Annotated in this window: 22 protein-coding genes and 1 other RNA gene; 19 read left to right on the top strand and 4 right to left on the bottom strand. The window is 69.6% G+C overall.

The window, feature by feature from the left end:
• Window positions 1-63: 63 nt before the first annotated feature.
• From N8I87_RS15835 to ssrA, 3 genes are all read left to right on the top strand, one after another.
• Entirely contained in the window at window positions 64-1230 is a 1167-nt protein-coding gene (locus N8I87_RS15835; RefSeq protein WP_263209334.1) for a S41 family peptidase, read from the top strand.
• Window positions 1231-1307: 77 nt separating this feature from the next.
• On the top strand, window positions 1308-1847 hold the full coding sequence (gene smpB, locus N8I87_RS15830) for an SsrA-binding protein SmpB (RefSeq protein WP_263216495.1): 540 nt from the start codon (window positions 1308-1310) through the stop codon (window positions 1845-1847).
• Between the two features lie 118 nt (window positions 1848-1965).
• Window positions 1966-2362: a transfer-messenger RNA gene (ssrA, locus tag N8I87_RS15825) on the top strand.
• A 70-nt stretch (window positions 2363-2432) separates the two neighbouring features.
• On the opposite strand, the gene N8I87_RS15820 is transcribed toward ssrA, so the two are convergent.
• Window positions 2433-2858 carry an ATP-binding protein gene (locus N8I87_RS15820; protein WP_263209332.1) on the bottom strand — a complete coding sequence of 142 codons (426 nt, stop codon included), beginning with the start codon at window positions 2856-2858 and terminating at the stop codon, window positions 2433-2435.
• A gap of 135 nt (window positions 2859-2993) precedes the next feature.
• Here N8I87_RS15820 and N8I87_RS15815 point away from each other — a divergent pair, with 135 nt between their 5' ends.
• Together N8I87_RS15815 and N8I87_RS15810 are read left to right on the top strand one after the other, a co-directional pair.
• On the top strand, window positions 2994-3806 hold the full coding sequence (locus N8I87_RS15815; protein ID WP_263209331.1) for a helix-turn-helix domain-containing protein: 813 nt from the start codon (window positions 2994-2996) through the stop codon (window positions 3804-3806).
• On the top strand, window positions 3803-4054 hold the full coding sequence (locus N8I87_RS15810) for a DUF397 domain-containing protein (protein ID WP_263209329.1): 252 nt from the start codon (window positions 3803-3805) through the stop codon (window positions 4052-4054). The genes N8I87_RS15815 and N8I87_RS15810 overlap by 4 nt, the downstream gene beginning before the upstream one ends.
• On the opposite strand, the gene N8I87_RS15805 is transcribed toward N8I87_RS15810, so the two are convergent.
• A complete protein-coding gene (locus N8I87_RS15805) occupies window positions 3971-5248 on the bottom strand; it encodes an MFS transporter (protein ID WP_263209327.1) in 1278 nt (425 codons plus the stop codon). The two genes, N8I87_RS15810 and N8I87_RS15805, sit on opposite strands and share 84 nt — an antisense overlap.
• 83 nt (window positions 5249-5331) lie before the next feature.
• On the opposite strand from N8I87_RS15805, the gene N8I87_RS15800 reads away from it, so the two are divergent.
• From N8I87_RS15800 to N8I87_RS15780, 5 genes are all read left to right on the top strand, one after another.
• The gene (locus N8I87_RS15800; protein WP_263209325.1) at window positions 5332-6303 is read left to right on the top strand and encodes a LysR family transcriptional regulator; all 972 of its coding nucleotides are present in this window, start codon (window positions 5332-5334) and stop codon (window positions 6301-6303) included.
• A 639-nt stretch (window positions 6304-6942) separates the two neighbouring features.
• Window positions 6943-7392, top strand: coding sequence for a hypothetical protein (locus N8I87_RS15795; RefSeq protein ID WP_317633468.1), 450 nt, complete (start codon window positions 6943-6945; stop codon window positions 7390-7392).
• Between the two features lie 225 nt (window positions 7393-7617).
• Entirely contained in the window at window positions 7618-8082 is a 465-nt protein-coding gene (locus N8I87_RS15790; RefSeq protein ID WP_263209323.1) for a hypothetical protein, read from the top strand.
• A gap of 604 nt (window positions 8083-8686) precedes the next feature.
• Window positions 8687-10066, top strand: coding sequence for a nitrate/nitrite transporter (locus tag N8I87_RS15785; RefSeq protein ID WP_263209322.1), 1380 nt, complete (start codon window positions 8687-8689; stop codon window positions 10064-10066).
• 155 nt (window positions 10067-10221) lie between these two features.
• Window positions 10222-11373, top strand: a complete 1152-nt coding sequence (locus N8I87_RS15780) for a uroporphyrinogen-III synthase (protein ID WP_263209321.1) — start codon at window positions 10222-10224, stop codon at window positions 11371-11373.
• Between the two features lie 95 nt (window positions 11374-11468).
• Here the strand turns inward: N8I87_RS15780 and N8I87_RS15775 are convergent, their stop codons facing one another.
• A complete protein-coding gene (locus N8I87_RS15775) occupies window positions 11469-11990 on the bottom strand; it encodes an anthrone oxygenase family protein (RefSeq protein ID WP_411577376.1) in 522 nt (173 codons plus the stop codon).
• A gap of 181 nt (window positions 11991-12171) precedes the next feature.
• On the opposite strand from N8I87_RS15775, the gene N8I87_RS15770 reads away from it, so the two are divergent.
• The 6 genes from N8I87_RS15770 (at window position 12172) to N8I87_RS15745 (ending at window position 19264) form a co-directional block, all read left to right on the top strand.
• Window positions 12172-12765: a CGNR zinc finger domain-containing protein gene (locus N8I87_RS15770; RefSeq protein WP_263209320.1), complete on the top strand. Its 594-nt coding sequence runs from the start codon at window positions 12172-12174 to the stop codon at window positions 12763-12765.
• 329 nt (window positions 12766-13094) lie between these two features.
• Window positions 13095-13616, top strand: a complete 522-nt coding sequence (locus N8I87_RS15765; protein WP_010039908.1) for a sigma-70 family RNA polymerase sigma factor — start codon at window positions 13095-13097, stop codon at window positions 13614-13616.
• Window positions 13616-14449 carry an anti-sigma factor family protein gene (locus N8I87_RS15760; RefSeq protein ID WP_317633466.1) on the top strand — a complete coding sequence of 278 codons (834 nt, stop codon included), beginning with the start codon at window positions 13616-13618 and terminating at the stop codon, window positions 14447-14449. Before N8I87_RS15765 ends, N8I87_RS15760 begins: the two co-directional genes overlap by 1 nt.
• A gap of 60 nt (window positions 14450-14509) precedes the next feature.
• Entirely contained in the window at window positions 14510-16918 is a 2409-nt protein-coding gene (locus tag N8I87_RS15755; protein ID WP_263209298.1) for a HelD family protein, read from the top strand.
• A 357-nt stretch (window positions 16919-17275) separates the two neighbouring features.
• On the top strand, window positions 17276-18706 hold the full coding sequence (locus tag N8I87_RS15750; RefSeq protein ID WP_263209296.1) for an NAD-dependent malic enzyme: 1431 nt from the start codon (window positions 17276-17278) through the stop codon (window positions 18704-18706).
• A 276-nt stretch (window positions 18707-18982) separates the two neighbouring features.
• A complete protein-coding gene (locus tag N8I87_RS15745) occupies window positions 18983-19264 on the top strand; it encodes an HU family DNA-binding protein (RefSeq protein WP_263209294.1) in 282 nt (93 codons plus the stop codon).
• 852 nt (window positions 19265-20116) lie between these two features.
• Here N8I87_RS15745 and murA read toward each other — a convergent pair.
• Window positions 20117-21457, bottom strand: a complete 1341-nt coding sequence (gene murA / locus N8I87_RS15740) for a UDP-N-acetylglucosamine 1-carboxyvinyltransferase (protein WP_263209292.1) — start codon at window positions 21455-21457, stop codon at window positions 20117-20119.
• A gap of 251 nt (window positions 21458-21708) precedes the next feature.
• On the opposite strand from murA, the gene N8I87_RS15735 reads away from it, so the two are divergent.
• From N8I87_RS15735 to N8I87_RS15725, 3 genes are all read left to right on the top strand, one after another.
• Complete coding sequence (locus tag N8I87_RS15735) at window positions 21709-22281, top strand: YqgE/AlgH family protein (RefSeq protein WP_263216488.1); 573 nt, start codon at window positions 21709-21711, stop codon at window positions 22279-22281.
• Window positions 22282-22310: 29 nt separating this feature from the next.
• On the top strand, window positions 22311-22592 hold the full coding sequence (locus N8I87_RS15730) for a DUF3039 domain-containing protein (RefSeq protein ID WP_263209290.1): 282 nt from the start codon (window positions 22311-22313) through the stop codon (window positions 22590-22592).
• A 263-nt stretch (window positions 22593-22855) separates the two neighbouring features.
• Window positions 22856-24499 (top strand): beta-N-acetylhexosaminidase, encoded by a 1644-nt coding sequence (locus N8I87_RS15725; RefSeq protein ID WP_411577235.1) that lies wholly within the window; start codon window positions 22856-22858, stop codon window positions 24497-24499.
• Window positions 24500-24538 lie beyond the last annotated feature (39 nt).

The raw sequence follows: 24538 nt of genomic DNA, 5'->3' as shown, positions 1-24538 counted from the left end.
TGCCAAGAGGGCCGTACGGTCAACGAACCGTGCGGCCCTCCGCGTTGTCCTAGACTCACCCGCATGTCAGGCCGTGACCTGTTCTGTCAGCCCCGCCGTATCCGCCGCGGGGCGGCCCTGACGTTGGTCTTCGCCGGCGTGCTGGCCGCCGGCGCCGCGACCGGTGCCTTCGACTTCGATCACGCTGGCCACGGGCCCGCGCCGGACCGGGCCCGTACGGCCCCTCGTCACGACGCCGTCCAGAAGGCCGCCGCCGCGGCCGTGGCCGACGGCACGTCCCCCATGGAGGCCGCCGAGCGTGCCGTCAGCCGCAGCGGGGACCGCTGGGCCGCCGTCTACTCCGAGGGCGAGTACGAGGAGTTCCAGGAGGCCCTCGACGGCGAGTACACCGGCGTCGGCCTGTGGGCACGGCGCGAGCGCGACGGACGGATCGAGGTGACCCGGGTGCAGTCCGGGTCGCCCGCGGCCGAGGCCGGAATCCGCAAGGGCGACCGGCTGCGCAGCGTCGACGGCGAGAAGGTCGACGGGCGGCCCGTCACCGAGGTCGTCTCATCACTGCGCGGTGACGCACAGGACGCCCCCGCGGGTACCACCGTCCGCCTGGGCCTGGAACGCGGCACGCGCGCGTGGAGCCGGACGCTGCGCCGGGCCCGCCTGTCCACCGACTCCGTCACCGTCCGCAGGCTCCCCGGCGATGTCCTCGTCATCAGGATCGCCGCCTTCACCAAGGGCTCCGGCGACGTCGTCCGCAGCGCCGTACGGCAGGCCCCGGCCGGCGCCGGGATCGTCCTCGATCTGCGCGGCAACTCCGGCGGCCTGGTCACCGAGGCCGTCACCACCGCCTCCGCCTTCCTCGACGGCGGCCTGGTCGCCACCTACGACATCGACGGCGAGCAGCGCGCCCTGCACGCCGACGCCGGCGGCGACACCACCAGGCCCCTGGTCGCGCTCGTCGACGGCGGCACGATGAGCGCGGCCGAGATGCTCACCGGCGCCCTCCAGGACCGCGGCCGCGCGGTCGTCGTCGGCTCCCGCACCTTCGGCAAGGGCTCCGTCCAGATGCCCACCCGGCTGCCCGACGGCTCCGTGGCCGAGCTGACCGTGGGCCACTACCGCACCCCCTCGGGCCACTCGGTCGACGGCCGCGGCATCACCCCCGACCTGGACGCCGGGCGCCAGCCACTGCAGCGGGCACAGAGCATCCTCGGCGGTCTGGGCGACCCCTCCTAGACGCGTCGCCCGTTGTTAATCGGCTTCCCCCGCACCCCCTACGTAGTGCGAAAATGGACGGCACTATGAGCAAGGGAATGTACGTACCGAAGGAGTCCCAGCAGAAGCAGGGGACGGCCGCCAAGTCCCGGGACGGCGAGAAGGGCGGCAAGCGCAAGATCGTCGCGCAGAACAAGAAGGCACGCCACGACTACGCGATCATCGACACCTACGAGGCGGGTCTCGTGCTGACCGGCACCGAGGTGAAGTCGCTGCGTCAGGGGCGGGCCTCGCTGGTCGACGGCTTCGTGCAGATCGACGGGAACGAGGCGTGGCTGCACAACGCCCACATCCCCGAGTACAGCCAGGGCACCTGGACCAACCACTCGGTGCGCCGCAAGCGCAAGCTGCTGCTGCACCGGGAGGAGATCGACAAGCTGGAGGTCAAGGCGCAGGAGACGGGCCACACCATCGTGCCCCTCGCCCTGTACTTCAAGGACGGCCGGGCCAAGGCCGAGATCGCCCTCGCGCGAGGCAAGAAGGAGTACGACAAGCGGCAGACGCTGCGTGCCCAGCAGGACCGCCGGGAGGCCGACCGCGCCATCGCGTCGGCGAAGCGCAAGCAGCGCGGCGCCTAGGGGCGGGAATGCGCTGGCACCGACCCGCGTTGTTCACGTACGATGACAACTGCACCGCACAGCAGGTGTGAGGCCCTCTTCGGAGGGGCCCTCTGTGGAGGGTTTGAAAAATCAACATGGGGATGATCGGTTTCGACAGCGGATGTCGAGGCAGGGGAAGCGTGTCGAGAAAGCGGCCATGATCTCGTAAACCACAGGCCGAAAAAAATAATCGCCACTGTTAAGAGCGATTCTCCCGAGCGTTTCGCGCTCGCTGCCTGATAAGTAGCGACCAGCGAAACTCTCCTTAATGGGAGTGTCAGCCCGGGGCTGTTCCCGACCCGGATCCTGGCATCAGCTAGGGGACTAAACCTTGATCCCGGTCACGGGGTGAAGAGGGAAATCTAACAGTGACTGGGCCCGTCGGCGACTTGTTCGCGTGATCGCCGGGGCCGAGAAAATCACAGCGAACTGCACACGGAGAAGCCCTGGTTCTGCACCGTTGGACGCGGGTTCGATTCCCGCCATCTCCACTCATCCCATGTGGACAGAGGCCTCGTCGCTTTCGGGTGACGAGGCCTTCGTCATGCCCGGATTCATAACAACTCACCCGAGTGCGGGCCCCTTGCCGTGCGCGTCCAGGGGATCAGCCTTGAACTCGAACCAGACCGTCTTGCCGATGCCACCAGGACGAGGGCCGGCGCCCCAGTCGTCCGCCAGGGCCGCCACCAGTGTCAGCCCCCGGCCGGACTCGTCGTCGGGCGATGCCTCGCGGGGAGCCGGCAGCATGTCGTACGCGTCGGCCACCGAGATGCGCAGCCGACCTGCCTCCAGGACGCAGCGCGCGCGGATCTCGCGACCGGGTGAGACCTTCGCGTGGCGGTAGGCGTTCGTCATCAGCTCGCTGAGCAGCAGGACCGCCGTCTGCGTCAGGTCGTCCGGGAGTTCCCAGGACGTCGCCTGTTCCCGGAGGAGGGTTCGGGCCCGGCCCACGCTGCGGGCGTGCCGGGGGAGGCGCCACTCGATGTCCATGCTCGCGAGGTTCCTTGCGTGTGATTCTCCGTCTTTGCCGTGATCAGGCTGGTGGTTGCCACCTAGCCTCGGGAGTAGCGGAACGGGTACACAGCGTGCTTGTACACGGTGTGGCAGCGGGAGGCGGGTGAGTGCGTGGCTTCGGGGGAGTCCCGGCAGGCGCAGCAGAACTGGCGGTACTGCGGCGGCCAGATCAAGTTGTGGCGGGAGGAGGCGGGGGTCAGCCGTCAGGCGCTGGCCGAGGAGGCCGGATACGACGGCGAGTACGTCAAGTCGATGGAGTGCGGGAGGCGGCGCCCCACGCTGCGCCTGCTGCAGATTGCGGATCAACTGTGCGGGGCGCGGGGCAAGTTGGTTGCCGCGCATGAGTTTCTGAAGCCGGAGAAATTCCTCTCGTACGCTGAGGGATACGTGCGGTACGAAGCCGAGGCGATCTCTCTCAGCTTCCACCAACCCCTCCACATCCCCGGTTTGCTGCAGACCGAGGAGACGATGCGGGCGTTGCTGGACGCGTACCTGCCTCCGCTCGATGACGAGACCATTGAGGAGCGAGTCGCTGGGCGGCTGGAGAGGCAGGCATTGCTGGGCAAGCAGACCAGGGCGTTCAGCTTTGCGATCGGGGAAGCCGCGCTGAAGAATCCGGTTGGGGGCGTCGAAGCGCACAGGCGGCAGCTTCTCCGACTGGTGGAGGCTGGTGAGGCACGTAACGTGACGATTCAGGTATTGCAGTTCGTAGGCGCTGGTCCGGGTGTGGATGGCCCGTTCGTGTTGGTGGAAGCTCCTGAACACGAGCTACTGGTCTATGAAGAAGGGCAGGAGACCGGAAGTCTGTACGCAGACGCCGATAAGGTCAGCGCCATCGTTCAGCGGCATGCCATGATCCTCCGGCAGGCCCTGAACCCCGGCGAGTCGGCCCGGTTCATCACGAAGTTGGCGGAGGAGCTGTGAGCGCCGAGTTGGTGTGGTTCACGTCCAGCTACAGCAGCAGCGGCGGTGGCGAATGCCTCGAAGTTGCCTACACCTGGCGTAAGTCCAGCCACAGCGACTCTCAGGGTGGCGAATGCATTGAAGTCGCGATACGCCCCGGCACCATCCACATCCGAGACTCCAAGCTAGGCACTCGAAGCCCCCAATTCGCCGTCCGTTCCGATGCCTGGACCGCCTTCCTCGGGTACGCCGACGGCTCGACGAGCTGAACGGAAGGCCGTTGTCGAGGAGTTGATCAGCAGGGCCAGGGCCGCCGCCGTGACCGGTGCCGCGTACGCGGTGGTCGGGGAGGTGTGTTCCGCCAGGTAGCCGCCTGCCGCCGAACCGCAGGCTATGCCGGTCAGCAGGCCGGTGACGACGAGGCTCATGCCCTCGTTCAGACGGTCCTCGGGCGTGAGTCGCTGGACCAGGGTCATCGCCGTGACCATGGTCGGCGCGGTCGCCATGCCCGCGACGAGCAGGGCCGCGGCTGGCGCCCAGAGGGAACCGGTCGTGCGCGCGGCCAGCAGCGGCAGGGACATCAGCGCGGTCATCGCGAGCAGACACCTCGACAGCCGCGGAGCGGTCGGCTTCAGCGCCCCGTACAGCAGCCCCGCCGCGCAGGAACCCGCCGCTTGGAGCGCCAGCACCGCACCCGCCGCCGAACGATGACCCTGCCCGTCCGCGTACGCGATGGTGACGACCTCCATCGAGCCGAACACCGCGCCCGTGGCGACGAAGCAGGCCAGCAGGGGCGGGATACCGGGGGTGCGCAGCGGTGACGCGGCCCGGGTGCGTCCCCGGGGCGGCGGCTCGGTCGCGCGCTGTGCGCTGAACAGCAGCATGCCGACCAGCAGCAGCGCGGCGCCCACGAGCGTGCCCGCCTCCGGGAAGAGCGCTCCGGTCAGGAAGGACGCCAGAACCGGGCCGAGCATGAAGCACAGCTCGTCCGCGGTCTGTTCGAAGGAGTTCGCGGTGTGCAGCGCGTCCGGGTCGTCGTGCAGCACATGGGCCCAGCGGGCGCGGGACAGGCCGCCGATGTTGGGGGTGGTGGCGGTGGCGGCGTACGCCGCGAACAGGGTCCAGTCCGGAGCGCCGAGGCGGACACAGAGCAGCAGCGCGAGGCTGCCCAGCACGGCGGTGACCGTGGCCGGTACGGCGACCCGCGCCTGCCCGTGCCGGTCGACGAGCCGGGCGACCCAGGGCCCGGCCACCGCGGTCGCGGCCAGCCCCGTCGCGGTGACGGCGCCGGCGAGCGCGTACGAGCCCCGCGCACCGGCGATCATGACGACCGCGCTCACCCCGAACATGCCCATGGGGAGCCGGGCGATCAGGTTCCCGGCGGTGAAGGCACGGGTGCCGGGGCGGGCGAAGAGACGCCGGTACGGGGCGAGGCGGAGCCGGGGCACGGAGAGCTGAGGCATGACCCCACCGTCACCCGGAGTGGATCAAGGGGTCCAACACCTGATCCCTGCCGATTGACGCACCCTCGTTGTAAATTCGCCGGATGCCGACCACCTCCCACCTGGACCCCCGCCTCCTGCGCGCCTTCGTCACCGTCGCCGAGGAGCTCCACTTCACCCGCGCCGCGGCCCGCCTGTACGTCGCCCAGCAGGCGCTCAGCCGGGACGTACGGCGGCTGGAGCGGGAGCTGGCCGCCGAGCTGTTCGTACGGACCACCCGGCAGGTCACGCTGACCGCCGACGGCGAGCGGCTGCTGCCGTACGCCCGCCGGGTCCTCGCCGCCCAGGACGAACTGCTCGCCGCGTTCGGGCAGGCCCGCCCCCTGCTGGTGGACCTGAACTCTCCGGGCCTGGCCACCGGCCGCCGTGTGCTGCACCGGGCCCGGGAACTCGCGCCGGACTGCGAGCTGATGGCCCGCTACGAGAGCGGACTGACGGGCGCGGCCGCCGAACTGCTCGCCGGGCGCCTCGACGCGTCCTTCGGGCGGTTCGCGGGCCTGGCCCCCGCGCTACGGGCCGGTCTCGCGCACCAGCCCGTGCGGTACGAGCCGATGGCCGTCGTCCTGCCCGACGACCATCCGCTGGCCCCGCTGGAGGCGGTGCCGCTGGCCGCGCTGGCCGGGGAGACCGTGTACGCCGGTGCCGGGAATCCGCGCACGCCCGAGTGGACCGACCTCGCCCACCACCTCTTCGAGGGACGCGGCATCCGGGTCGCCTCCCCCCTTCCGCTGGCCGTCGGGGACGAGGAGTTCGAGCGGATCATGGCGAAGACACGCAATCCCATCCTCGCCGTGGTGGACTTTCCGGCCATGCATCGGACGGTGCTGCGGCCTCTCGTCGACCCCGTCCCGTTGTCGCCTGTGTCACTCGTGTGGCGAAAGGGGCTGGTCCATCCCGGGTTCGATGCGCTTCGACGGGCAGCGGCGGAGATCACCCGATCCGAGGGCTGGCTGATACGGCCGACCGATGGATGGATTCACGCCATGGATGAGGCACTCATGAATGCCCACAAATGACACACCACGTACATCGGCCCTCGCGTGTGTGCTGCATTCGCGGCCCGAGCACGCTGTGGTACGAGAGGGCGCTCTGACCAGGTGGGGGCCTGGTCCTGTCGACGTGTGCTCGGGATCGTCGGCGCGCCCGGAACTGTCCCGAGGGGGATGTACGCGCGTGAAGAAGTGGCGACCACTGGCCCAGGCGGCTTGGTCGCTCGGATTCGTGGTCATCCTGCTCCAGTACTCCCCGTCCTGGCAGGAACTCCCGGGCCGAAACGAAGCCCGAGGCTGTGGCCGAACGGTTCGAGGGGCCGCGCACACCGCAGGGCGCGTAACCAGCCCCTTCGGAGTACCGGGCGCGGAGCAATTCGCCCTGGTACAGCGACACTCGGGCCCGATACCGTACGGGCTGCTTCTCGGACCCAACCGCCCCCGCCTCACCAGGAGCCCACCGTGCCCCGCCGTTCCCGCCCGCTCACGACTGCCGCCGCCGGTGTGACGGCCGTACTACTGCTAGCCGGCTGCGGCGGAGGCGGAGGCGGGACGAAGTCGAACGACAGGAACTCGGCGGCGGATACGCGGGGCGACGCGTCTGCTTCTCCCAGCGCCTCGGCCTCCGCGAACGGTGACCGCCCGAAGACCGAGATGCCGTCCGACTTGTCGTACACCTTTGACTGGCCCAAGACGGGCGACAAGGACAAGGACGCGGTCCTGTCCGACAGCGAGCAGTCCATCAAGGCGGTGGACCTTGCGATCGTCCACCAGAACGCGCTCGACAAGCCGTACCTCTACTACTACGAGGGTGAAGCTGCCGCCGGCACGCAGAAGTTCATCCAGAACTATGTGGACCTCAAGGCAAGCCTCACCGGCGCGTACCGCTTCTACTCTCCGGTGGTTGCCGTCTCCAAGGACGGAACGGCCTCCCTCAGCTACTGCGAGGACCAGGGCAAGGCGTACGTCAAGTACCTGCCCAACAAGATCAAGAAGACCGAGGTCACCGCAAAGAGCTACGTCAGCTACCACACGTCGCTCAAGAGGAACGGCAAGGGCGTCTGGGTGATCCAGAAGATCATTTCGCAGAGCGGCAGTGCCGAGTGCCAGCCCTGACGCGCCGACCGAATCCCTGATAGGAGCCACAACGTGACCCGCCGACCCCGCCTGCTCACGACAGCCGCCGCCGGTGTGACGGCCGTACTTCTGCTTGCCGGCTGCGGCGGGGGTGGGTCGAAGCCGAAGTCGAACGACATGACCCCTGGGGCGGACACGGGGGGCAGGGCCTCGGCTTCGCCGAGTCCTTCTGGGGCAATTTCGGCTTACCGCCCGAAGATCACGTTGCCGTCGGACGTCACGGACAACTACGACGACTGGAAGACCGGCGACGCGGCCAAGGACGCGGTCCTGGCGGACACCGCGGCACGGATCGATGCCACGAACGACGCCATCCTGCGCGGCGACACGGGCGCGCCGGGCCTCTCGTTCTACTACCGGGACAAGGCCCTGAAAGACGCCGCGGCTTGGGTACAGGCCTACCTGGACGCCAACCTCTCCTTCACGGGCACCACCCGCTACTACGCACCTGAGGTCACGCTTTCCGGGGACACAACAGCGACTGTTGTCTATTGCTCCGACGAGAGCAAGGGATTCAACAAGAACCGCAAGACCGGCAAGGTGGACAAAGGCCCGTCGAAACAGAGCCCGTACGTCGCGTACACCACGCACCTGCGGAAGAACGAGGAGGGCGTGTGGCAGACCACCGACCTGAACTCGAAGCGTGGGGCCAGGACATGCGCCGCGTAAGCGTTCTGGGCGTATAAGGGTGCCCCCCTCCGGCTGGCATCGAGAACGCCGACACTCCGAAGGCGGACGAGATGCCACCCCGTGGAGTGAAATACCTGTGCTCCCCGGGCACCGGCTCGTACCCGTGGTCGTGCAGGAGATGCAGGCCGTCAACCGATGACAGCCCGCAATACAGCCGAGGTCCCGGTACTGAGCCTTCTTCGGGTCCCGAGACCCGACGCGCGACGAGACGGTGCGGGAGCCGTTCGCCACGGACCACTTCGGCACGGGCAGCCGCGTCCTCCGCCTCGTCCGCCTCGACCCTGACTACCCCACAGACCCCGACGCCCTCCTCGGCGTCCTCACCTACCACTGGCGCGCCACCTCCCGCCCCACCGACGTCCAGCTCTTCACCCGTCACCCCGGCGCTGGGCCGCCTGTACGGCGCCCTCCCCGCCCTCGACGCCTTCGCCCGCGGAATCGCCCTCACCGGCACCCCACCCGCCGAGTGAGAGCAAAGTTCCATTCCGGTCACCCACAGCCACAGGTCGGAAACGCGTCCTCCCTACCTTCGGGCTCAGTCACTCGTGGAAAGAACCGAGCCCCTGAGCACCGTGGAGGCGTCATGACAGCCCCTAGTACAGCCCCCGCCCCGAGCAGGGGAGGCCGCTGGATCGAGCACTGGGATCCGGAGGACGAGGCGTTCTGGAACGCGACCGGCGAGAAGGTCGCCCGGCGGAATCTTGTCTTCTCGGTGCTGTCCGAGCACATCGGGTTCTCGATCTGGACCATGTGGTCCGTACTCGTCCTCTTCATGGGCCCGGAGTACGGGCTGACCCCGGCCGACAAGTTCCTGCTGACCTCGATGGTCACGCTGGTCGGCTCCGTCGTCCGCGTCCCCTACACCTTCGCCGTGGCGATCTTCGGCGGGCGGAACTGGACGATCATCTCGGCCGGGCTGCTGCTCGTCCCGACCGCGGCCGCGTTCGCCGTGATGAAGCCGGGGACCTCCTTCGACACCTTCCTGTTGGTCGGCCTGCTGGCGGGCATCGGCGGCGGGAACTTCGCGTCGAGCATGACCAACATCAACGCCTTCTTCCCGCTGCGGAAGAAGGGGTGGGCGCTCGGGCTGAACGCCGGCGGCGGCAACATCGGTGTGCCCGTCATCCAGTTGGCCGCCCTCGCCATCATCGGGGCCAGCGGCGGTCCGCGTGTGCTGCTCTGCATCTACATCCCGCTGATCGTGATCGCCGCCATTCTCGCCGCCCTCTTCATGGACAATCTCGCGACCGTGAAGAACGACACCGGTGCCGCCAAGGACGCCGCGAAGGACGCCCACACCTGGATCATGTCCTTCCTCTACATCGGCACCTTCGGGTCGTTCATCGGCTACGCCTTCGCCTTCGGGCAGGTCCTGCAGGTCCAGTTCGGGCGCACCCCGCTGCAGGCCGCGTACCTCACCTTCATCGGCCCGCTCCTCGGCTCGCTGATCCGGCCCGTGGGTGGCTGGCTCGCCGACCGGTACGGCGGTGCGAAGATCACCCTCTGGAACTACGTGGGCATGGCCGCGGCAACCGGTGGCCTCGTCGTCGCCAGCATGCAGAAGTCGCTGCCGCTGTTCGTCTCCGTCTTCGTCGTCCTGTTCGTGCTCACCGGGCTCGGCAACGGGTCGACGTACAAGATGATCCCCGGCATCTTCCAGGCAAAGGCCCTGGCCAAGGGACTCACCGGTGAGGAGGCGGCCTCCTACGGGCGGCGGCTGTCCGGTGCCTCCATGGGGCTCATCGGGGCGGTCGGCGCGCTCGGCGGCGTCGGCATCAACCTCGCCTTCCGGCAGTCCTACCTCTCCTACGGCTCCGGCACCGGCGCCTTCGTCGCCTTCCTGGCCTTCTACGGCCTCTGCTTCGTGGTGACCTGGGCCGTATACCTTCGCCGCCCGGCCGAAGTGGCGCACGACACTGCCGTCGCCGAGGCAAAGCCGCAGCTCAGCTATGCCGAGGTGTGACGTAACACCGGTGACATCAAGTCGAACCGAGCCTGTCACGCGCCGTTGACAGGCTCGTTCGACATCCAGGTACCCAGCGGGACGAACCGAGCGGGGCGATCTGCCGGAAGTACGGACACAGAGCGGTACGACTACTCGAGTGCGGGACGAGAGCCATGTACGAGGAACAGCAGCGACCAGAACACGGGCCCCTCGCGGGGTTCACCGTGGGCGTGACGGCCGCGCGCCGGGCCGATGAGCTGGGCGCGTTGCTTCAGCGGCGCGGTGCCAGCGTTCTGCACGCGCCTGCGCTGAGAATCGTGCCGCTCGCCGATGACGGTGAACTCCTCGCGGCCACCAAGGAGATCATCGACCAGGCACCGGACGTGGCCGTCGCCACGACCGCCATCGGGTTCCGCGGATGGATCGAGGCCGCGGAGGGGTGGGGGCTCGGCGAGGCGCTGCTCGGGCGGCTGCGCGGGGTGGAGTTGCTGGCCCGCGGGCCCAAGGTCAAGGGCGCCATCCGGGCCGCCGGGCTCACCGAGGAGTGGTCGCCGTCGAGCGAGTCCATGGCCGAGGTGCTGGACCGGCTGCTGGAGGAAGGGGTCGACGGGCGCCGTATCGCCGTACAGCTGCACGGCGAGCCGCTGCCGGGGTTCGTGGAGGCGCTGCGGGCCGGGGGAGCGGAGGTGCTTCCGGTGCCGGTGTACCGGTGGATGCCGCCGGAGGACATCGGGCCGGTGGACCGGCTGATCGACGCGGCCGTCTCGCGCGGGCTGGACGCGCTCACCTTCACCAGTGCCCCGGCCGCCGTGTCCCTGCTGTCCCGGGCCGAGGAGCGGGGGCTGCTCGCCGAACTGCTCACGGCCCTCAACCACGATGTGCTGCCGGCCTGCGTGGGGCCGGTCACCGCGTTGCCGCTCCAGGCGCGGGGCATCGACACGGTCCAGCCGGAGCGGTTCCGGCTCGGGCCCCTCGTACAGCTGCTGTGCCAGGAACTGCCTGGCCGGGCACGGTCGTTGCCGGTCGCCGGGCACCAAATGGAGATCCGGGGGCACGCGGTGCTGGTGGACGGGGCCCTGAAGCCGGTGCCGCCGGCCGGGATGTCGCTGCTGCGGGCGCTGTCCCGGCGGCCGGGGTGGGTCGTCGCGCGGGCCGAGTTGCTGCGGGCGCTGCCGGGGACCGGGCGGGACGAGCACGCGGTGGAGACGGCGATGGCCCGGTTGCGTACGGCACTCGGGGCGCCGAAGCTGATCCAGACCGTGGTGAAGCGGGGGTACCGGCTGGCACTGGATCCTGCGGCGGACACGAAGTATGCGGATGCGTGAGTCGGTGCCCGGTGCTGGTGTGACCGTCTCTGGGGGCTGCCGCCCCCAGCCCCCGCTTCGGCCTGAACGGCCTCGTCCTCAAGCTCCCCCAAGCTCTACGAGCAGGGGGTACCCCCAGACGGGCTGACATTGTCGGCCGCTGCCGAGAAGCGCCCGTACAGCACCAGCGCCCTCGCCAGGCACCCCAGTGCCACCGTCGACAGCAGGGCCCGTACGGCGTTCCACGCCACCCACGCGCTCTCGAACCCATCCCGCAGGTCCGACGCGTTCCCGGTCTTGGCCAGTGCGTCGTTCAACGGGATGTTGAATGCGACCGTGACGAGGAACGTCAGGGCGTACGCGGCGAACCCCGCCCACACCCACCGGGTGCAGGACGCGTGCCGGAGCTGCCATGCCGACACGCCCGTCAGTACCAGTGCCCCCATGAAGCTCAGGAAGAACACGGGGTTCTGGATCACGTCGTTGATGTCGCGCATGACATCGACATAGACGCGGTCGTCGCTGCGGTGCAGGGCGGGCATGACCGCGCAGGCGAAGATGTAGAAGACCCCGGCGATCAGGCCCATGGTGACCGTGGCCGCGCCCAGGACGGCACCGGCGGTCGTCCGCCGTCGCATGCTGATGCTCTCTGTCACTGTCATGTCCTTCAGTCAACCTGCGTGATCACCGACAGGACATGGCCGAGACGCGCGGTCGCATACGTGTGCGTCCAGCGCCGGTACGAGGGGTTCCGGACGTGCGAGCGGGAAGGCACTGTGAGAGAGGGAATGGTTCCCTGCCCTAGGCGGTGACAGGCACATGGCACTGGGTACGGCCTCGGCCCCGTACGAGCTGCGGTTCGACGCCGGGCGGATCTGCCTGGATCTTCTCTCGACGAGCCATCCCGGCGAACGGCTGGACGCGGTCGGGCCGTTGCGTGCCTGGATCGTCGGCTCCGGACTGGTCCCGGCGGGCACCGCGCTGGCGCACGCCGATGCCGGGTGGCTCGCGGGCTTCCGTGAACTGCGCGGGCACGTCGGGCTGTTGGTGCGGGGTGGGCTCGCGGCCGACGGACGGTCGTACGGGCCCGCGCTCGGCCGTCTCAACGAGATCGCCCGGATCGCGCCCCCGGCCCCGCGTGCCGTACGCGGTGAGGACGGCACGCTCAGGCGGGAGTTGGACGGCCCGCCCGGGTGCGGGGCGCTGCTCGGGGCCGTCGCCCGGGACGCCGTGGAGCTGCTCACCGATCCCGTCGTGTGGGCGGCCGTGCGGGAGTGCGAAGGGGACAACTGCCCCATTGTGTACCTGGATACGTCCCGGGGGCGTCGGCGCCGCTGGTGCTCCAGCGAGGTCTGCGGGAACCGTGAACGAGTGGCCCGGCACCGCCGGAGGGCGGCCCTCGCGCGAGCCTAGGTGTCCGCTTGGCGGCTTCTGTAGGTCAGTGACCGCTTCGGTGTTGAAGTGATTTCGGCAACACTGCGTTTGCCTTCGATGTTGCACGGGCAGCCGGCGCGCCGCAGTCAATGTGTCGGAAATGTAAAGATCACGCGGTGGGAATGTGCGCCCATGTCCCTCTCGTCATGGCACCCCGGAGAAAAGTGTCACGTCACGTTGAACACCTCGCGGCCCACCTGCGTACCTGTGGGCGAGCGACCGACTGGGGGAACCCCCGGACATCGGAGGTGGGCGTGCGCAAGGATTCCGTCGTGGCCAATGAACGTGGATCGAGGGCCCGACATCGCATGTCCCAGCCCTCGGAGCCTGATGAGGAGCTGATGCGTGCCCTGTATCGGGAGCACGCCGGACCACTCCTTGCGTATGTCCTTCGGCTGGTCGCCGGTGATCGGCAGCGAGCAGAGGACGTCGTGCAAGAGACGCTCATCCGTGCCTGGAAGAACGCCGGCCAGCTCAATCGAGCGACCGGATCGGTACGCCCCTGGCTGGTGACGGTCGCACGCCGCATCGTCATCGACGGCCACCGCAGCCGGCAGGCCCGGCCGCAGGAGGTCGATCCGTCGCCGCTGGAGGTCATCCCCGCGGAGGACGAGATCGACAAGGCGCTGTGGCTGATGACGCTGTCTGACGCGCTCGACGACCTGACCCCGGCCCACCGGGAGGTCCTCGTCGAGACGTACTTCAAGGGGCGTACCGTCAACGAGGCGGCCGAGACGCTGGGTATACCCAGCGGCACTGTCCGTTCTCGGGTGTTCTACGCCCTTCGGTCGATGAAGCTGGCACTGGAGGAGCGGGGGGTGACGGCGTGATGAGTGGATACGGGGGACACGGCGGATTCAGCACGGGTGGTCCGGGTATGTCAGGACCCATGAGCCCCAATCAGGGATCTGCGGTGCCCAATGAGCACGAGACCGTGGGCGCCTACGCCCTCGGCATTCTGGACGACGCCGAAGCAACCGCTTTCGAGGCCCACCTCGCGGGTTGCGAATGGTGCGCCGGGCAGCTCGACGAGCTCGCCGGGATGGAGCCGATGCTGGCCGCGCTCGCGGACCTGCCGGGCTCCGGCAGCACACCCGCGATCGGCGAATCGCTGTCCGCCAAGCCCAGCCCACGGCTGGCGGAGAAGCTGGTCGTCGAGGTCTCGGACCGCCGCGCGGTCAAGCGCCGCCGGACCATGTTCATGCTCGCGGCATCCGCGGCGCTGATCGTCGGCGGCCCGCTGGCCGTGCTGGCGGCAAGCGGCGGCTCGGACAACAACGGCAACGCCGACATGGCGATGGGACCTGCCCAGGCGGCCTTCCAGACCATGACCGACAAGAAGACGGCCACGGACCCGGCGACCCATGTCACCGCGACCGTCGCCCTGGAGAAGAAGGACTGGGGCACCCACGCGGTCCTCCAGCTCAAGAACGTCACCGGCCCGGAGAAGTGCTCGCTCATCGCCGTCGGCAAGAACGGTGAACGGGAGACGGTGACCTCTTGGTCCGTCCCGAACTGGGGCTACGGCATCGCGAACGCCAAGCACGAAGAGGCCAAGAATCCCCTCTACGTCCACGGCGGCGCCGCCTTCGACCCCAACCAGATCGACCACTTCGAGGTCATGACCTTCGACGGCAAGAAGCTCGTGAACGTAGACGCGTAGCTTCCGCGGGTCCCCTTCGCGTACGGTTGACGGCTGCCCAGCACGTCAGAAGGGGGCCCGGTGGCCGCTCAGGCTCAACAATCTGCGGTCGGCTCGGTTCACGACGAAGTACACGACTCCGTACGGGACCGAGAGATCAGCGTCGAACAGGAACACCTCGACCGGGTGTACCGGCGCCTCGAGGAGAAGATCCACGAGGCCGAGTTCCTGATGAACGACGCGGCCAAGCGCGGCCAGGTCGGCACGCCCGGCGCGCTCGCCGAGCGGGACGCCCAGGTCTTCCGGGCCGGCATCCACCTCAACCGGCTCAACAACGAGTTCGAGGACTTCCTCTTCGGACGCATCGACCTGCTGCTCGGCAAGGACGGCAAGAAGGGGCCCGACGGCGCCTACACCGCGGTCGAGCCGGCGGAGGGCGCGGTGCGCGCCGACAACACCGCCGACATCGCCGAGACGCTGCACGTCGGCCGCATCGGTGTCCTCGACAGTGACTACGCCCCGCTGGTCATCGACTGGCGGGCGCCCGCCGCCGCCCCCTTCTACCGCTCCACCCCGGTCGACCCGGGACGGGTCGTACGGCGCCGGGTCATCCGCTCCAAGGGGCGCCGGGTGCTCGGTGTCGAGGACGACCTGATGCGCCCCGAGCTCACGGCCTTCCTCGACGGCGACGAACTGCCCGCCATCGGCGACGGCGCTCTGATGGCCGCGCTCGGCCAGGCCCGCAGCCACACCATGCGGGACATCGTCGCCTCCATCCAGGCCGAGCAGGACCTGGTCATCCGGGCCCCCGCCGCCTCCGTGACCTACGTCGAGGGCGGCCCGGGGACCGGAAAGACCGCCGTGGCGCTGCACCGGGCGGCCTACCTCCTCTACCAGGACCGGCGCCGGTACTCGGGCGGCATCCTGATCGTCTCGCCGACCCCGCTGCTCGTGGCGTACACCGAGGGCGTGCTGCCCTCCCTCGGCGAGGAGGGCCAGGTAGCCATCCGGGCGATCGGCTCGCTGGTCGACGGCGTCGGGGCCACCTTGTACGACTCCCCGTCCGTGGCCCGGGCCAAGGGCTCGTACCGCATGCTGAAGGTGCTGCGTAAGGCGGCCCGGGGCGCGCTGGAGCTGGGGCCGGGCGGTGCGGGATCCGGTGCCGCGCGTCCGCGCCCCGCCGACTCCGGGCAGCTCGCCTTCGGTGACGAGGGCGCCGACGCGGCGGAAAGTGCTTCCGCCGGCCCGCCCACCCTGCTGCGGGTCGTGGCCTTCGGGCGCCGGCTGGAGCTGGCTGCGGCCGAGCTGGAACGTATCCGCCGTAACGCCCTGGGCGGCACCGCGCCCGTCAATCTGCTCCGCCCGCGCGCCCGCAGGCTGCTCCTCGACGCCCTGTGGGCGCAGTCCGGCGGGGCCGGCCGGCACTCCGACCCGGAGCTGGCCGCCGAGCTGCGCTCGTCCTTCGACGAGGACGTCACCTCCGAGGACAGCTTCATCCGGTTCCTCGACGCGTGGTGGCCCGAGCTCACCCCCAGGGCCGTGCTCTCGGCCATGGCGGACGAGCGGCGGCTGGGCCGCTGGGCCCGCCGCATCCTCAACCCCGGCGAGGTGCGCAGGGTCGCCCGGTCGCTGCGGCGCGACGGCCACTCCGTGCACGACATCGCCATGCTCGACGAGCTCCAGGCCGTCCTCGGCGCACCGGCCCGCCCGAAGAAGAGACGCGAGCTGGACCCGCTCGACCAGCTCACCGGTCTGGAGGAGCTGATGCCCGTACGCGAGGAGTCGCAGCGGGAGCGGGCCGAGCGGCTGGCGCAGGAGCGCACCGAGTACGCGCATGTCATCGTCGACGAGGCCCAGGACCTCACGCCGATGCAGTGGCGCATGGTGGGCCGCCGCGGCCGGCACGCCACCTGGACGGTCGTCGGCGACCCGGCCCAGTCCTCCTGGTCCGACCCCGACGAGGCGGCCGAGGCCCGCGACGAGGCCCTGGGGACCCGCCCCCGCCGCCGCTTCGAGCTCACGGTGAACTACCGCAACCCGGCCGAGATCGCCGAGCTCGCCGCCAAGGTGCTCGCCCTGGCCATGCCCGGCTCGAAGTCCCCGTCGGCCGTACGGTCCACCGGGGTCGAACCGCGCTTCACGGTCGTCCGGGGCTCGCTGGACAAGACCGTACGGGCGGCGGCCGAACGGCTCCTCGACCAGGTCGACGGAACGGTCGGCGTGGTCGTCGCCATGAACCGGCGCGAGGAGGCCGCGCGCTGGCTCGCCGGGCTCGGCGACCGGGTGGTGGCGCTCGGCAGCCTGGAGGCGAAGGGCCTGGAGTACGACGCCACGGTGGTCGTCTCACCCGCGGAGATCGCCGACGAGTCACCGGCGGGCCTGCGGGTGCTCTACGTCGCCCTGACCCGGGCCACCCAGCAGCTGACGGTGGTCTCGGGCGACCGGGACGTGCCGGACGCGTACGGGGTGCCTGATCTGCTCAGGGACTGAATCACGGGACTGAATCACGGGGGAGAATCCCGTGAACTCTCCGTACGGGAATGGTTCCGCGCGATCGGTTTGTTAGCCTGGCTGTGACACCGGCTCGATCCAAGCCCCCGGGCCCAACCTTTGTCGCTACGAGCGACCACTTGCCGCGAGGCGAGCATGGCGGGTCGGTGTCATGAACGGTGAGGGGACCCACGTCATCAGTGACGTGGGTCTCCTTTTTTGGTGGTGCCCCGCGCATTACCGGCAGTGCCCCGAGAACAAAAAGTTCGTAATTCAGGACCGGCTAACGCCTACTCGACGGTAGGTGCGACGATCGGACGGCACATCTTCGCGACACGGTGAAAGAGGAAGTCGGCCATGGCAACGGCGCCCAGCGTCTCCTACTCGATGACGATCCGGCTGGAGGTGCCCGCGAGCGGAACCGCCGTCTCGCAGCTCACCCACGCCGTGGAGTCCTCCGGAGGCTCGGTGACCGGCCTCGACGTCACCGCGTCCGGCCACGAGAAGCTCCGTATCGACGTCACGATCGCGGCCACCTCGACCGCGCACGCCGACGAGATCGTCGAGGAGCTCCGCGGCATCGAGGGCGTCACGCTCGGCAAGGTCTCCGACCGTACGTTCCTGATGCACCTCGGCGGCAAGATCGAGATGCAGTCCAAGCACCCCATCCGCAACCGTGACGACCTCTCCATGATCTACACGCCGGGTGTGGCCCGCGTCTGCATGGCGATCGCCGAGAACCCCGAGGACGCCCGCCGCCTCACCATCAAGCGCAACTCCGTTGCGGTCGTGACGGACGGCTCCGCGGTGCTGGGCCTCGGCAACATCGGCCCGAAGGCCGCACTGCCCGTCATGGAGGGCAAGGCGGCCCTCTTCAAGCGCTTCGCCGGCATCGACGCCTGGCCGATCTGCCTGGACACCCAGGACACCGACGCGATCGTCGAGATCGTCAAGGCGATCGCCCCGGGCTTCGCCGGCATCAACCTGGAGGACATCTCCGCGCCGCGCTGCTTCGAGATCGAGGCCCGGCTGCGCGAGGCCCTCGACATCCCCGTCTTCCACGACGACCAGCACGGCACGGCGATCGTCGTCCTGGCCGCCCTGACGAACGCACTTCGCGTCACGGGCAAGGCGATCGAGAACATCCGCGTCGTGATGTCCGGCGCCGGCGCGGCCGGTACGGCCATCCTCAAGCTGCTGCTCGCGGCGGGCGTCAAGAGCGCCGTCGTCGCCGACATCCACGGTGTCGTGCACGCCGGCCGCGAGGACCTGGTGGACGCCGCGCCGGACTCGCCGCTGCGCTGGATCGCCGACAACACCAACCACGAGGGCCTGACCGGCACGCTGAAGCAGGCCGTGCGCGACGCCGACGTCTTCATCGGCGTCTCCGCCCCGAACGTCCTCGACGGCGACGACGTGGCCGCCATGGCCGAGGGTGCCATCGTGTTCGCGCTCGCGAACCCGGACCCCGAGGTCGACCCGGCAATCGCCCGCCAGACGGCCGCAGTTGTGGCCACCGGCCGCTCCGACTTTCCTAACCAGATCAACAACGTGCTGGTCTTCCCGGGTGTCTTCCGCGGCCTGCTGGACGCTCAGTCCCGTACCGTCAACACGGGCATGATGCTCGCGGCCGCGAAGGCCCTCGCGGACGTGGTGACCGAGGGCGAGCTGAACCCGAACTACATCATCCCGAGCGTCTTCAACGACAAGGTCGCGGGCGCGGTGGCGGGTGCGGTGCGGGACGCGGCGAAGGCGGCCGGGGCGGCGGCGCAGCCCACCGTGCCGTAGTGTGCAAGTGCTGTGAGGATCGCCACGGCGGCTCCTCACAGCGGCGCGTCGCGGAACCCCCTACCGCCGGGCGCCCTCTAGGGTGACGGCCGACAGGCGCTTTTCGTGTGACTCCCTAGGGTGTTCTCACGACTCCTGCGGGTGCCGGATTGGCTTTCCCGCCGCAGGTAGGGGCAGGATGCGTCCACGGGCGCGAGCGCATCGGCTTCGCTGTGCCAGGGTGCGGCACCGCCGCCTGGCACACCCCAACGGCAAGAAGAACACGGGAGTAACAACATGAACCGCAGTGAGCTGGTGGCCGCGCTGGCCGACCGCGCCGAGGTGACCCGCAAGGACGCCGACGCCGTTCTGGCCGCGTTCGCCGAGGTCGTCGGCGACGTCGTCTCCAAGGGCGACGAGAAGGTCACCATCCCCGGCTTCCTGACCTTCGAGCGCACCCACCGTGCCGCTCGCACCGCGCGCAACCCGCAGACCGGTGAGCCCATCAACATCCCGGCCGGCTACAGCGTGAAGGTCTCCGCGGGCTCGAAGCTCAAGGAAGCGGCCAAGGGTAAGTAACCGCTCCGCTCAGAGCGCGGTGGGCAACTGCGAGCCGCACGTGGCTGGTCGCGCAGTTCCCCGCGCCCCTTGCGGGGCGCGTCCGCGGCGGGCGCGGACATATCACGATGGGGCGGCTCCTTTCGCCAGGGGCCGCCCCATCGTCATGGCGCTGAGGGTGTGGTGGGTGGCTGCGCGCTGGTGGTGGCCGGTTGCGCCTGCGCGGCGGAGCCGCAGATTGACACAGTCCCGTGCCCCTTGCGGGGCGCGTCCGCGGCGGGCGCGGACATATCACGATGGGGCGGCTCCTTTCGCCAGGGGCCGCCCCATCGTCATGGCGCTGAGGGTGTGGTGGGTGGCTGCGCGCTGGTGGTGGCCGGTTGCGCCTGCGCGGCGGAGCCGCAGATCGACACAGTCCCGTGCCCCTTGCGGGGCGCGTCCGCGGCGGGCGCGGACATATCACGATGGGGCGGCTCCTTTCGCCAGGGGCCGCCCCATCGTCTTGGTGTTGAGGGGCCGGTGGGTGGCTGCGCGCTGGTGGTGGCCGGTTGCGCCTGCGCGGCGGAGCCGCAGATTGACACAGTCCCGTGCCCCTTGCGGGGCGCGTCCGCGGCGGGCGCGGACATATCACGATGGGGCGGCTCCTTTCGCCAGGGGCCGCCCCATCGTCTTGGTGTTGAGGGGCCGGTGGGTGGTTGCGCGTCGGTCGTGGCTGGTCGCGCCCGCGCGGCGGAGCCGCAGATCGACACAGTCCCGCGCCCCTCGCGGGGCGCGTCCGTGGCGGGCGCGGACAACGACAAACGGGGCGGCCCCCTTTCCACGGGGGCCGCCCCATTGTCGTACCGGAAACCGGCCGAGTTGTCGTACCGGAAACTAGCCGAGCGCCTTGCCCGGCAGTTCCACCTTCGCGCCCAGTTCCACGAGCTTCTCCATGAAGTTCTCGTAGCCGCGGTTGATGAGGTCGATGCCGTGGACCCGGGACGTGCCCTGGGCCGCCAGCGCGGCGATGAGGTACGAGAAGCCGCCCCGGAGGTCCGGGATGACCAGGTCGGCGCCCTGGAGCTTGGTGGGGCCCGACACGACCGCGGAGTGCAGGAAGTTGCGCTGCCCGAAGCGGCAGTCGGAGCTGCCCAGGCACTCGCGGTAGAGCTGGATGTGGGCGCCCATCTGGTTCAGGGCGGAGGTGAAGCCCAGCCGGGACTCGTAGACCGTCTCGTGGATGATCGACAGGCCGGTAGCCTGCGTGAGGGCCACGACGAGCGGCTGCTGCCAGTCGGTCTGGAAGCCCGGGTGCACGTCCGTCTCCAGCGCGATGGACTTCAGTTGGCCGCCGGGGTGCCAGAAGCGGATGCCCTCGTCCTCGATCTCGAAGGCACCGCCCACCTTCCGGTAGGTGTTCAGGAACGTCATCATCGAGCGCTGCTGCGCGCCGCGGACGTAGATGTTGCCCTCGGTCGCCAGCGCCGCCGACGCCCAGGACGCGGCCTCCAGCCGGTCCGCGAGGGCGCGGTGGGTGTAGCCGCCCAGGCTGTCCACACCGGTGATGCGGATCGTCCGGTCGGTGTCCATCGCGATGATCGCGCCCATCTTCTGCAGAACGCAGATCAGGTCCTCGATCTCCGGCTCGACGGCCGCGTTGGACAACTCCGTGACGCCCTCGGCGAGTACGGCCGTCAGCAGCACCTGCTCGGTCGCGCCGACGGACGGGTACGGCAGCCGGATCTTCGTACCGCGCAGCCGGGTCGGCGCCTCCAGGTACTGGCCGTCGGCACGCTTCTCGATCGTCGCGCCGAACTGCCGCAGCACGTCGAAGTGGAAGTCGATGGGCCGGCCGCCGATGTCGCAGCCGCCGAGGCCCGGGATGAACGCGTGGCCGAGGCGGTGCAGCAGCGGACCGCAGAACAGGATCGGGATGCGCGAGGAGCCCGCGTGGGCATCGATGTCAGCGACGTTGGCGCTTTCCACGTGCGTCGGATCGAGCACCAGCTCACCGGGCTCGTCACCCGGACGGACCGTCACCCCGTGCAACTGCAGCAGGCCGCGTACGACACGAACATCACGGATGTCCGGTACATTACGCAGTCGACTCGGCGCACTGCCCAGCAGGGCGGCGACCATCGCCTTCGGCACGAGGTTCTTCGCACCGCGGACACGGATCTCACCCTCCAGCGGGGTTCCGCCGTGGACAAACAGGACATCGTCGTTGACGGTCATGAATCTCGCGTTCCGTGGAGTTGGGCAGGGGCCGGAGAGACAGGGTAATCGCCCACCGCCCCCCTGCCGTAAGCCCAAGTACCACCCAGCATCGCCACAGCTCTGTCACAACACGAACCGTTCACTGCCGGGCACATGGGGTCACCGGCGCGGTGGTGCGCGTGGGGCGCACCGGTGCGCCCTGAGCTGCGTTCACTCCCGTACCCGCATTGGCTCCCCACACGAAGGGAAGATGCGGGATCATGTCTGGCATGACCGAGGTGTCCTCGCTCACAGGGCGGCTGCTCGTGGCCACGCCCGCCCTGGCGGACCCGAACTTCGACCGTGCGGTGGTGCTCCTTCTCGACCACGACGAGGAGGGCTCCCTCGGTGTCGTCCTCAACCGTCCGACGCCGGTGGACGTGGGCGACATCCTGGAGGGCTGGGCGGATCTGGCCGGTGAGCCCGGTGTCGTCTTCCAGGGCGGTCCGGTGTCGCTGGACTCCGCGCTCGGCGTCGCGGTCATCCCCGGCGGCGTGTCCGGCGACCGGGCCCCGCTCGGCTGGCGCCGGGTGCACGGTGCGATCGGGCTGGTGGACCTGGAGGCCCCGCCGGAGCTGCTCGCCTCGGCTCTCGGGTCGCTGCGGATCTTCGCCGGGTACGCCGGCTGGGGCCCCGGTCAGCTGGAGGACGAGCTGGTGGAGGGTGCCTGGTACGTCGTGGAATCGGAGCCGGGTGACGTCTCGTCCCCCTCCCCCGAGAGGCTCTGGCGCGAGGTGCTGCGCCGCCAGCGCAATGAGCTCGCGATGGTGGCCACCTATCCGGACGACCCTACGCTCAACTGATAGGGGTGAGCTTCAGTACCCTTGGCGATATGAGCACTCTCGAGCCCGAGCGCGGGACTGGTACGGGGACCCTCGTAGAGCCGACGCCGCAGGTGTCCCACGGCGACGGCGACCACGAGCGCTTCGCCCACTACGTCCAGAAGGACAAGATCATGGCGAGCGCCCTCGACGGCACGCCCGTCGTGGCGCTGTGCGGCAAGGTGTGGGTGCCGGGCCGCGACCCGAAGAAGTACCCGGTATGTCCCATGTGCAAGGAGATCTACGACTCCATGGGCAGCGCCGGCGACGAAGGCAAGGGCGGCGACAAGTAGCACGCCGGCCCGGCCCGGACGAAGTGTGCCCGCCCGGTCCGGCGCGGTGTGCCGCATGGAGCCGCTGACGGTGCCGCCGGCGCGCACAGGCGCGCCGTAGCGCGCCACGGCGCCGAAGCGTGGCCGCGGTCCCCTGCGGGGGCTGCGGCCGATGCTGTGCGTGGGGGAATCCGAGCGAGGGCGCGCGGCTGGAACGCCGCACGGAAGCTCTCGGACGGGATGCACGCAGGGGTTCGTGAAGGGCGCCGGACGTGTTTACTGGCGTGGTGGATCTGATTCCCGAGCCCGGTCATGTGACTGTCTACGGCGCCAATTGGTTCGAGTTGGGCCCCGAAACCGGACTGGTGGCCGGGGAGGGTACGGAGCGGACGGAACGCTGGCTGCGGGCGACGTTGGGAGCGGCTACTGGTCTGCCGCTCGCGCCGAAAGAGTCGCTTGAGCGCGACGTCATCCGTCTGTACATCCATCCGCTGGTCACCAAGGTCTTCGGCGCCGAGGGCTACCGGCTCGCCGTGATGCCGACCGGCGTGCATCTGGTCGGCGGTGGTCCCGCCGGGCTTTTCTGGGGCGCCCAGACGCTGCGTCAACTGCTCGGTCCCGGCGCATTCCGGCGGGCCCCGATCTCCGGTCCCTGGCGGCTGCCGCTGATCCACGTCCAGGACTCGCCCCGATTCCGCTGGCGTGGCCTGATGCTCGACGTCGCCCGGCATTTCATGCCCAAGGAAGGCGTCCTGCGCTATCTCGACCTGATGGCCGCGCACAAACTGAACGTCTTCCACCTCCATCTGACGGACGACCAGGGCTGGCGCGTCGAGATCAAGCGGTACCCGAAGCTGACCGAGACCGGTTCCTGGCGGGCGCGTACCAAATTCGGACACAGGGCCTCGCCGTTCTGGGAGGAGAAGCCGCACGGGGGGCACTACACCCAGGACGACATCCGGGAGATCGTCGCCTACGCCGCCGAGCGGCATATCACCGTCGTCCCCGAAATCGACGTACCGGGCCACTCGCAGGCGGCCATCGCCGCGTATCCGGAACTCGGCAACACCGACGTCATCGACACCACGGCCCTCTCCGTCTGGGACAACTGGGGGATCTCTCCGAACGTACTCGCCCCCACTGACAACACCCTGCGCTTCTACGAGGGGGTCTTCGAGGAACTCATCGGTCTCTTCCCCGCGGATGCCGCCGAGTTCTCGGCGTTCTTTCACATCGGCGGCGACGAATGCCTCAAGGACCAGTGGAAGCGGTCGCCCACGGCACAGTCCCGTATTGAGGAACTCGGTCTTGCCGACGAGGACGGACTGCAGTCCTGGTTCATCGGCCACTTCGCCAAGTGGCTGTCCGCGCGCGGGCGCAGACTCATCGGCTGGGACGAGATCCTGGAAGGCGGGCTTCCGGACGGCGCGGCCGTGTCGTCCTGGCGCGGCTACGAGGGCGGGGTCGCCGCCGCGCGGGCCGGGCACGACGTCGTGATGTGCCCCGAGCAGCAGGTCTACCTGGATCACCGTCAGGCGGCGGGCGCGGACGAGCCGGTACCGATCGGGTACGTGCGCACCCTGGAGGACGTCTACCGGTTCGAGCCGGTTCCGCCGGAACTGGACAAACAGGAGGCCGGCCGGATCCTGGGGACCCAGGCCAACGTGTGGACCGAGGTGATGGAGGACCACGCACGCGTGGACTACCAGACGTTTCCCCGCCTCGCCGCCTTCGCCGAGGTGGCCTGGAGCCGTCTGCCCGCCCCCGGGGAACGGGACTTCGCCGCCTTCGAACACCGGATGGCCGCCCACTACCGGCGACTTGACGCCCTAGGTGTCGCCTACCGCCCGCCCGCCGGGCCCCGGCCCTGGCAGCGGCGCCCCGGTGTGCCCGGCCGTCCCGTCGACGGGACGCCACCGAACAAGTGATGGAAAACAGCCTCAAGCTTCACCGAAGAGTGTCAATCG

The organism is Streptomyces sp. HUAS 15-9, assembly GCF_025642155.1.
Taxonomy (GTDB): domain Bacteria; phylum Actinomycetota; class Actinomycetes; order Streptomycetales; family Streptomycetaceae; genus Streptomyces.
The sequence above is the reverse complement of the archived record's forward strand: the minus strand, read 5'-3'. Positions and strand labels throughout refer to the sequence as shown.

Bases quoted from the DNA above. Each gene is read 5' to 3' on its own strand.
- N8I87_RS15800 (WP_263209325.1), top strand. From the start codon at position 5,332: ATGCCGACCACCTCCCACCTGGACCCCCGCCTCCTGCGCGCCTTCGTC.
- smpB (WP_263216495.1), top strand. From the start codon at position 1,308: ATGTACGTACCGAAGGAGTCCCAGCAGAAGCAGGGGACGGCCGCCAAG.
- N8I87_RS15805 (WP_263209327.1), bottom strand. From the start codon at position 5,248: ATGCCTCAGCTCTCCGTGCCCCGGCTCCGCCTCGCCCCGTACCGGCGT.
- N8I87_RS15745 (WP_263209294.1), top strand. From the start codon at position 18,983: ATGAACCGCAGTGAGCTGGTGGCCGCGCTGGCCGACCGCGCCGAGGTG.
- N8I87_RS15760 (WP_317633466.1), top strand. From the start codon at position 13,616: ATGAGTGGATACGGGGGACACGGCGGATTCAGCACGGGTGGTCCGGGT.
- N8I87_RS15775 (WP_411577376.1), bottom strand. From the start codon at position 11,990: ATGCGACGGCGGACGACCGCCGGTGCCGTCCTGGGCGCGGCCACGGTC.
- N8I87_RS15820 (WP_263209332.1), bottom strand. From the start codon at position 2,858: ATGGACATCGAGTGGCGCCTCCCCCGGCACGCCCGCAGCGTGGGCCGG.
- N8I87_RS15770 (WP_263209320.1), top strand. From the start codon at position 12,172: ATGGCACTGGGTACGGCCTCGGCCCCGTACGAGCTGCGGTTCGACGCC.
- N8I87_RS15765 (WP_010039908.1), top strand. From the start codon at position 13,095: ATGTCCCAGCCCTCGGAGCCTGATGAGGAGCTGATGCGTGCCCTGTAT.
- N8I87_RS15730 (WP_263209290.1), top strand. From the start codon at position 22,311: ATGAGCACTCTCGAGCCCGAGCGCGGGACTGGTACGGGGACCCTCGTA.
- N8I87_RS15785 (WP_263209322.1), top strand. From the start codon at position 8,687: ATGACAGCCCCTAGTACAGCCCCCGCCCCGAGCAGGGGAGGCCGCTGG.
- N8I87_RS15735 (WP_263216488.1), top strand. From the start codon at position 21,709: ATGACCGAGGTGTCCTCGCTCACAGGGCGGCTGCTCGTGGCCACGCCC.
- N8I87_RS15780 (WP_263209321.1), top strand. From the start codon at position 10,222: ATGTACGAGGAACAGCAGCGACCAGAACACGGGCCCCTCGCGGGGTTC.
- murA (WP_263209292.1), bottom strand. From the start codon at position 21,457: ATGACCGTCAACGACGATGTCCTGTTTGTCCACGGCGGAACCCCGCTG.
- N8I87_RS15750 (WP_263209296.1), top strand. From the start codon at position 17,276: ATGGCAACGGCGCCCAGCGTCTCCTACTCGATGACGATCCGGCTGGAG.
- N8I87_RS15835 (WP_263209334.1), top strand. From the start codon at position 64: ATGTCAGGCCGTGACCTGTTCTGTCAGCCCCGCCGTATCCGCCGCGGG.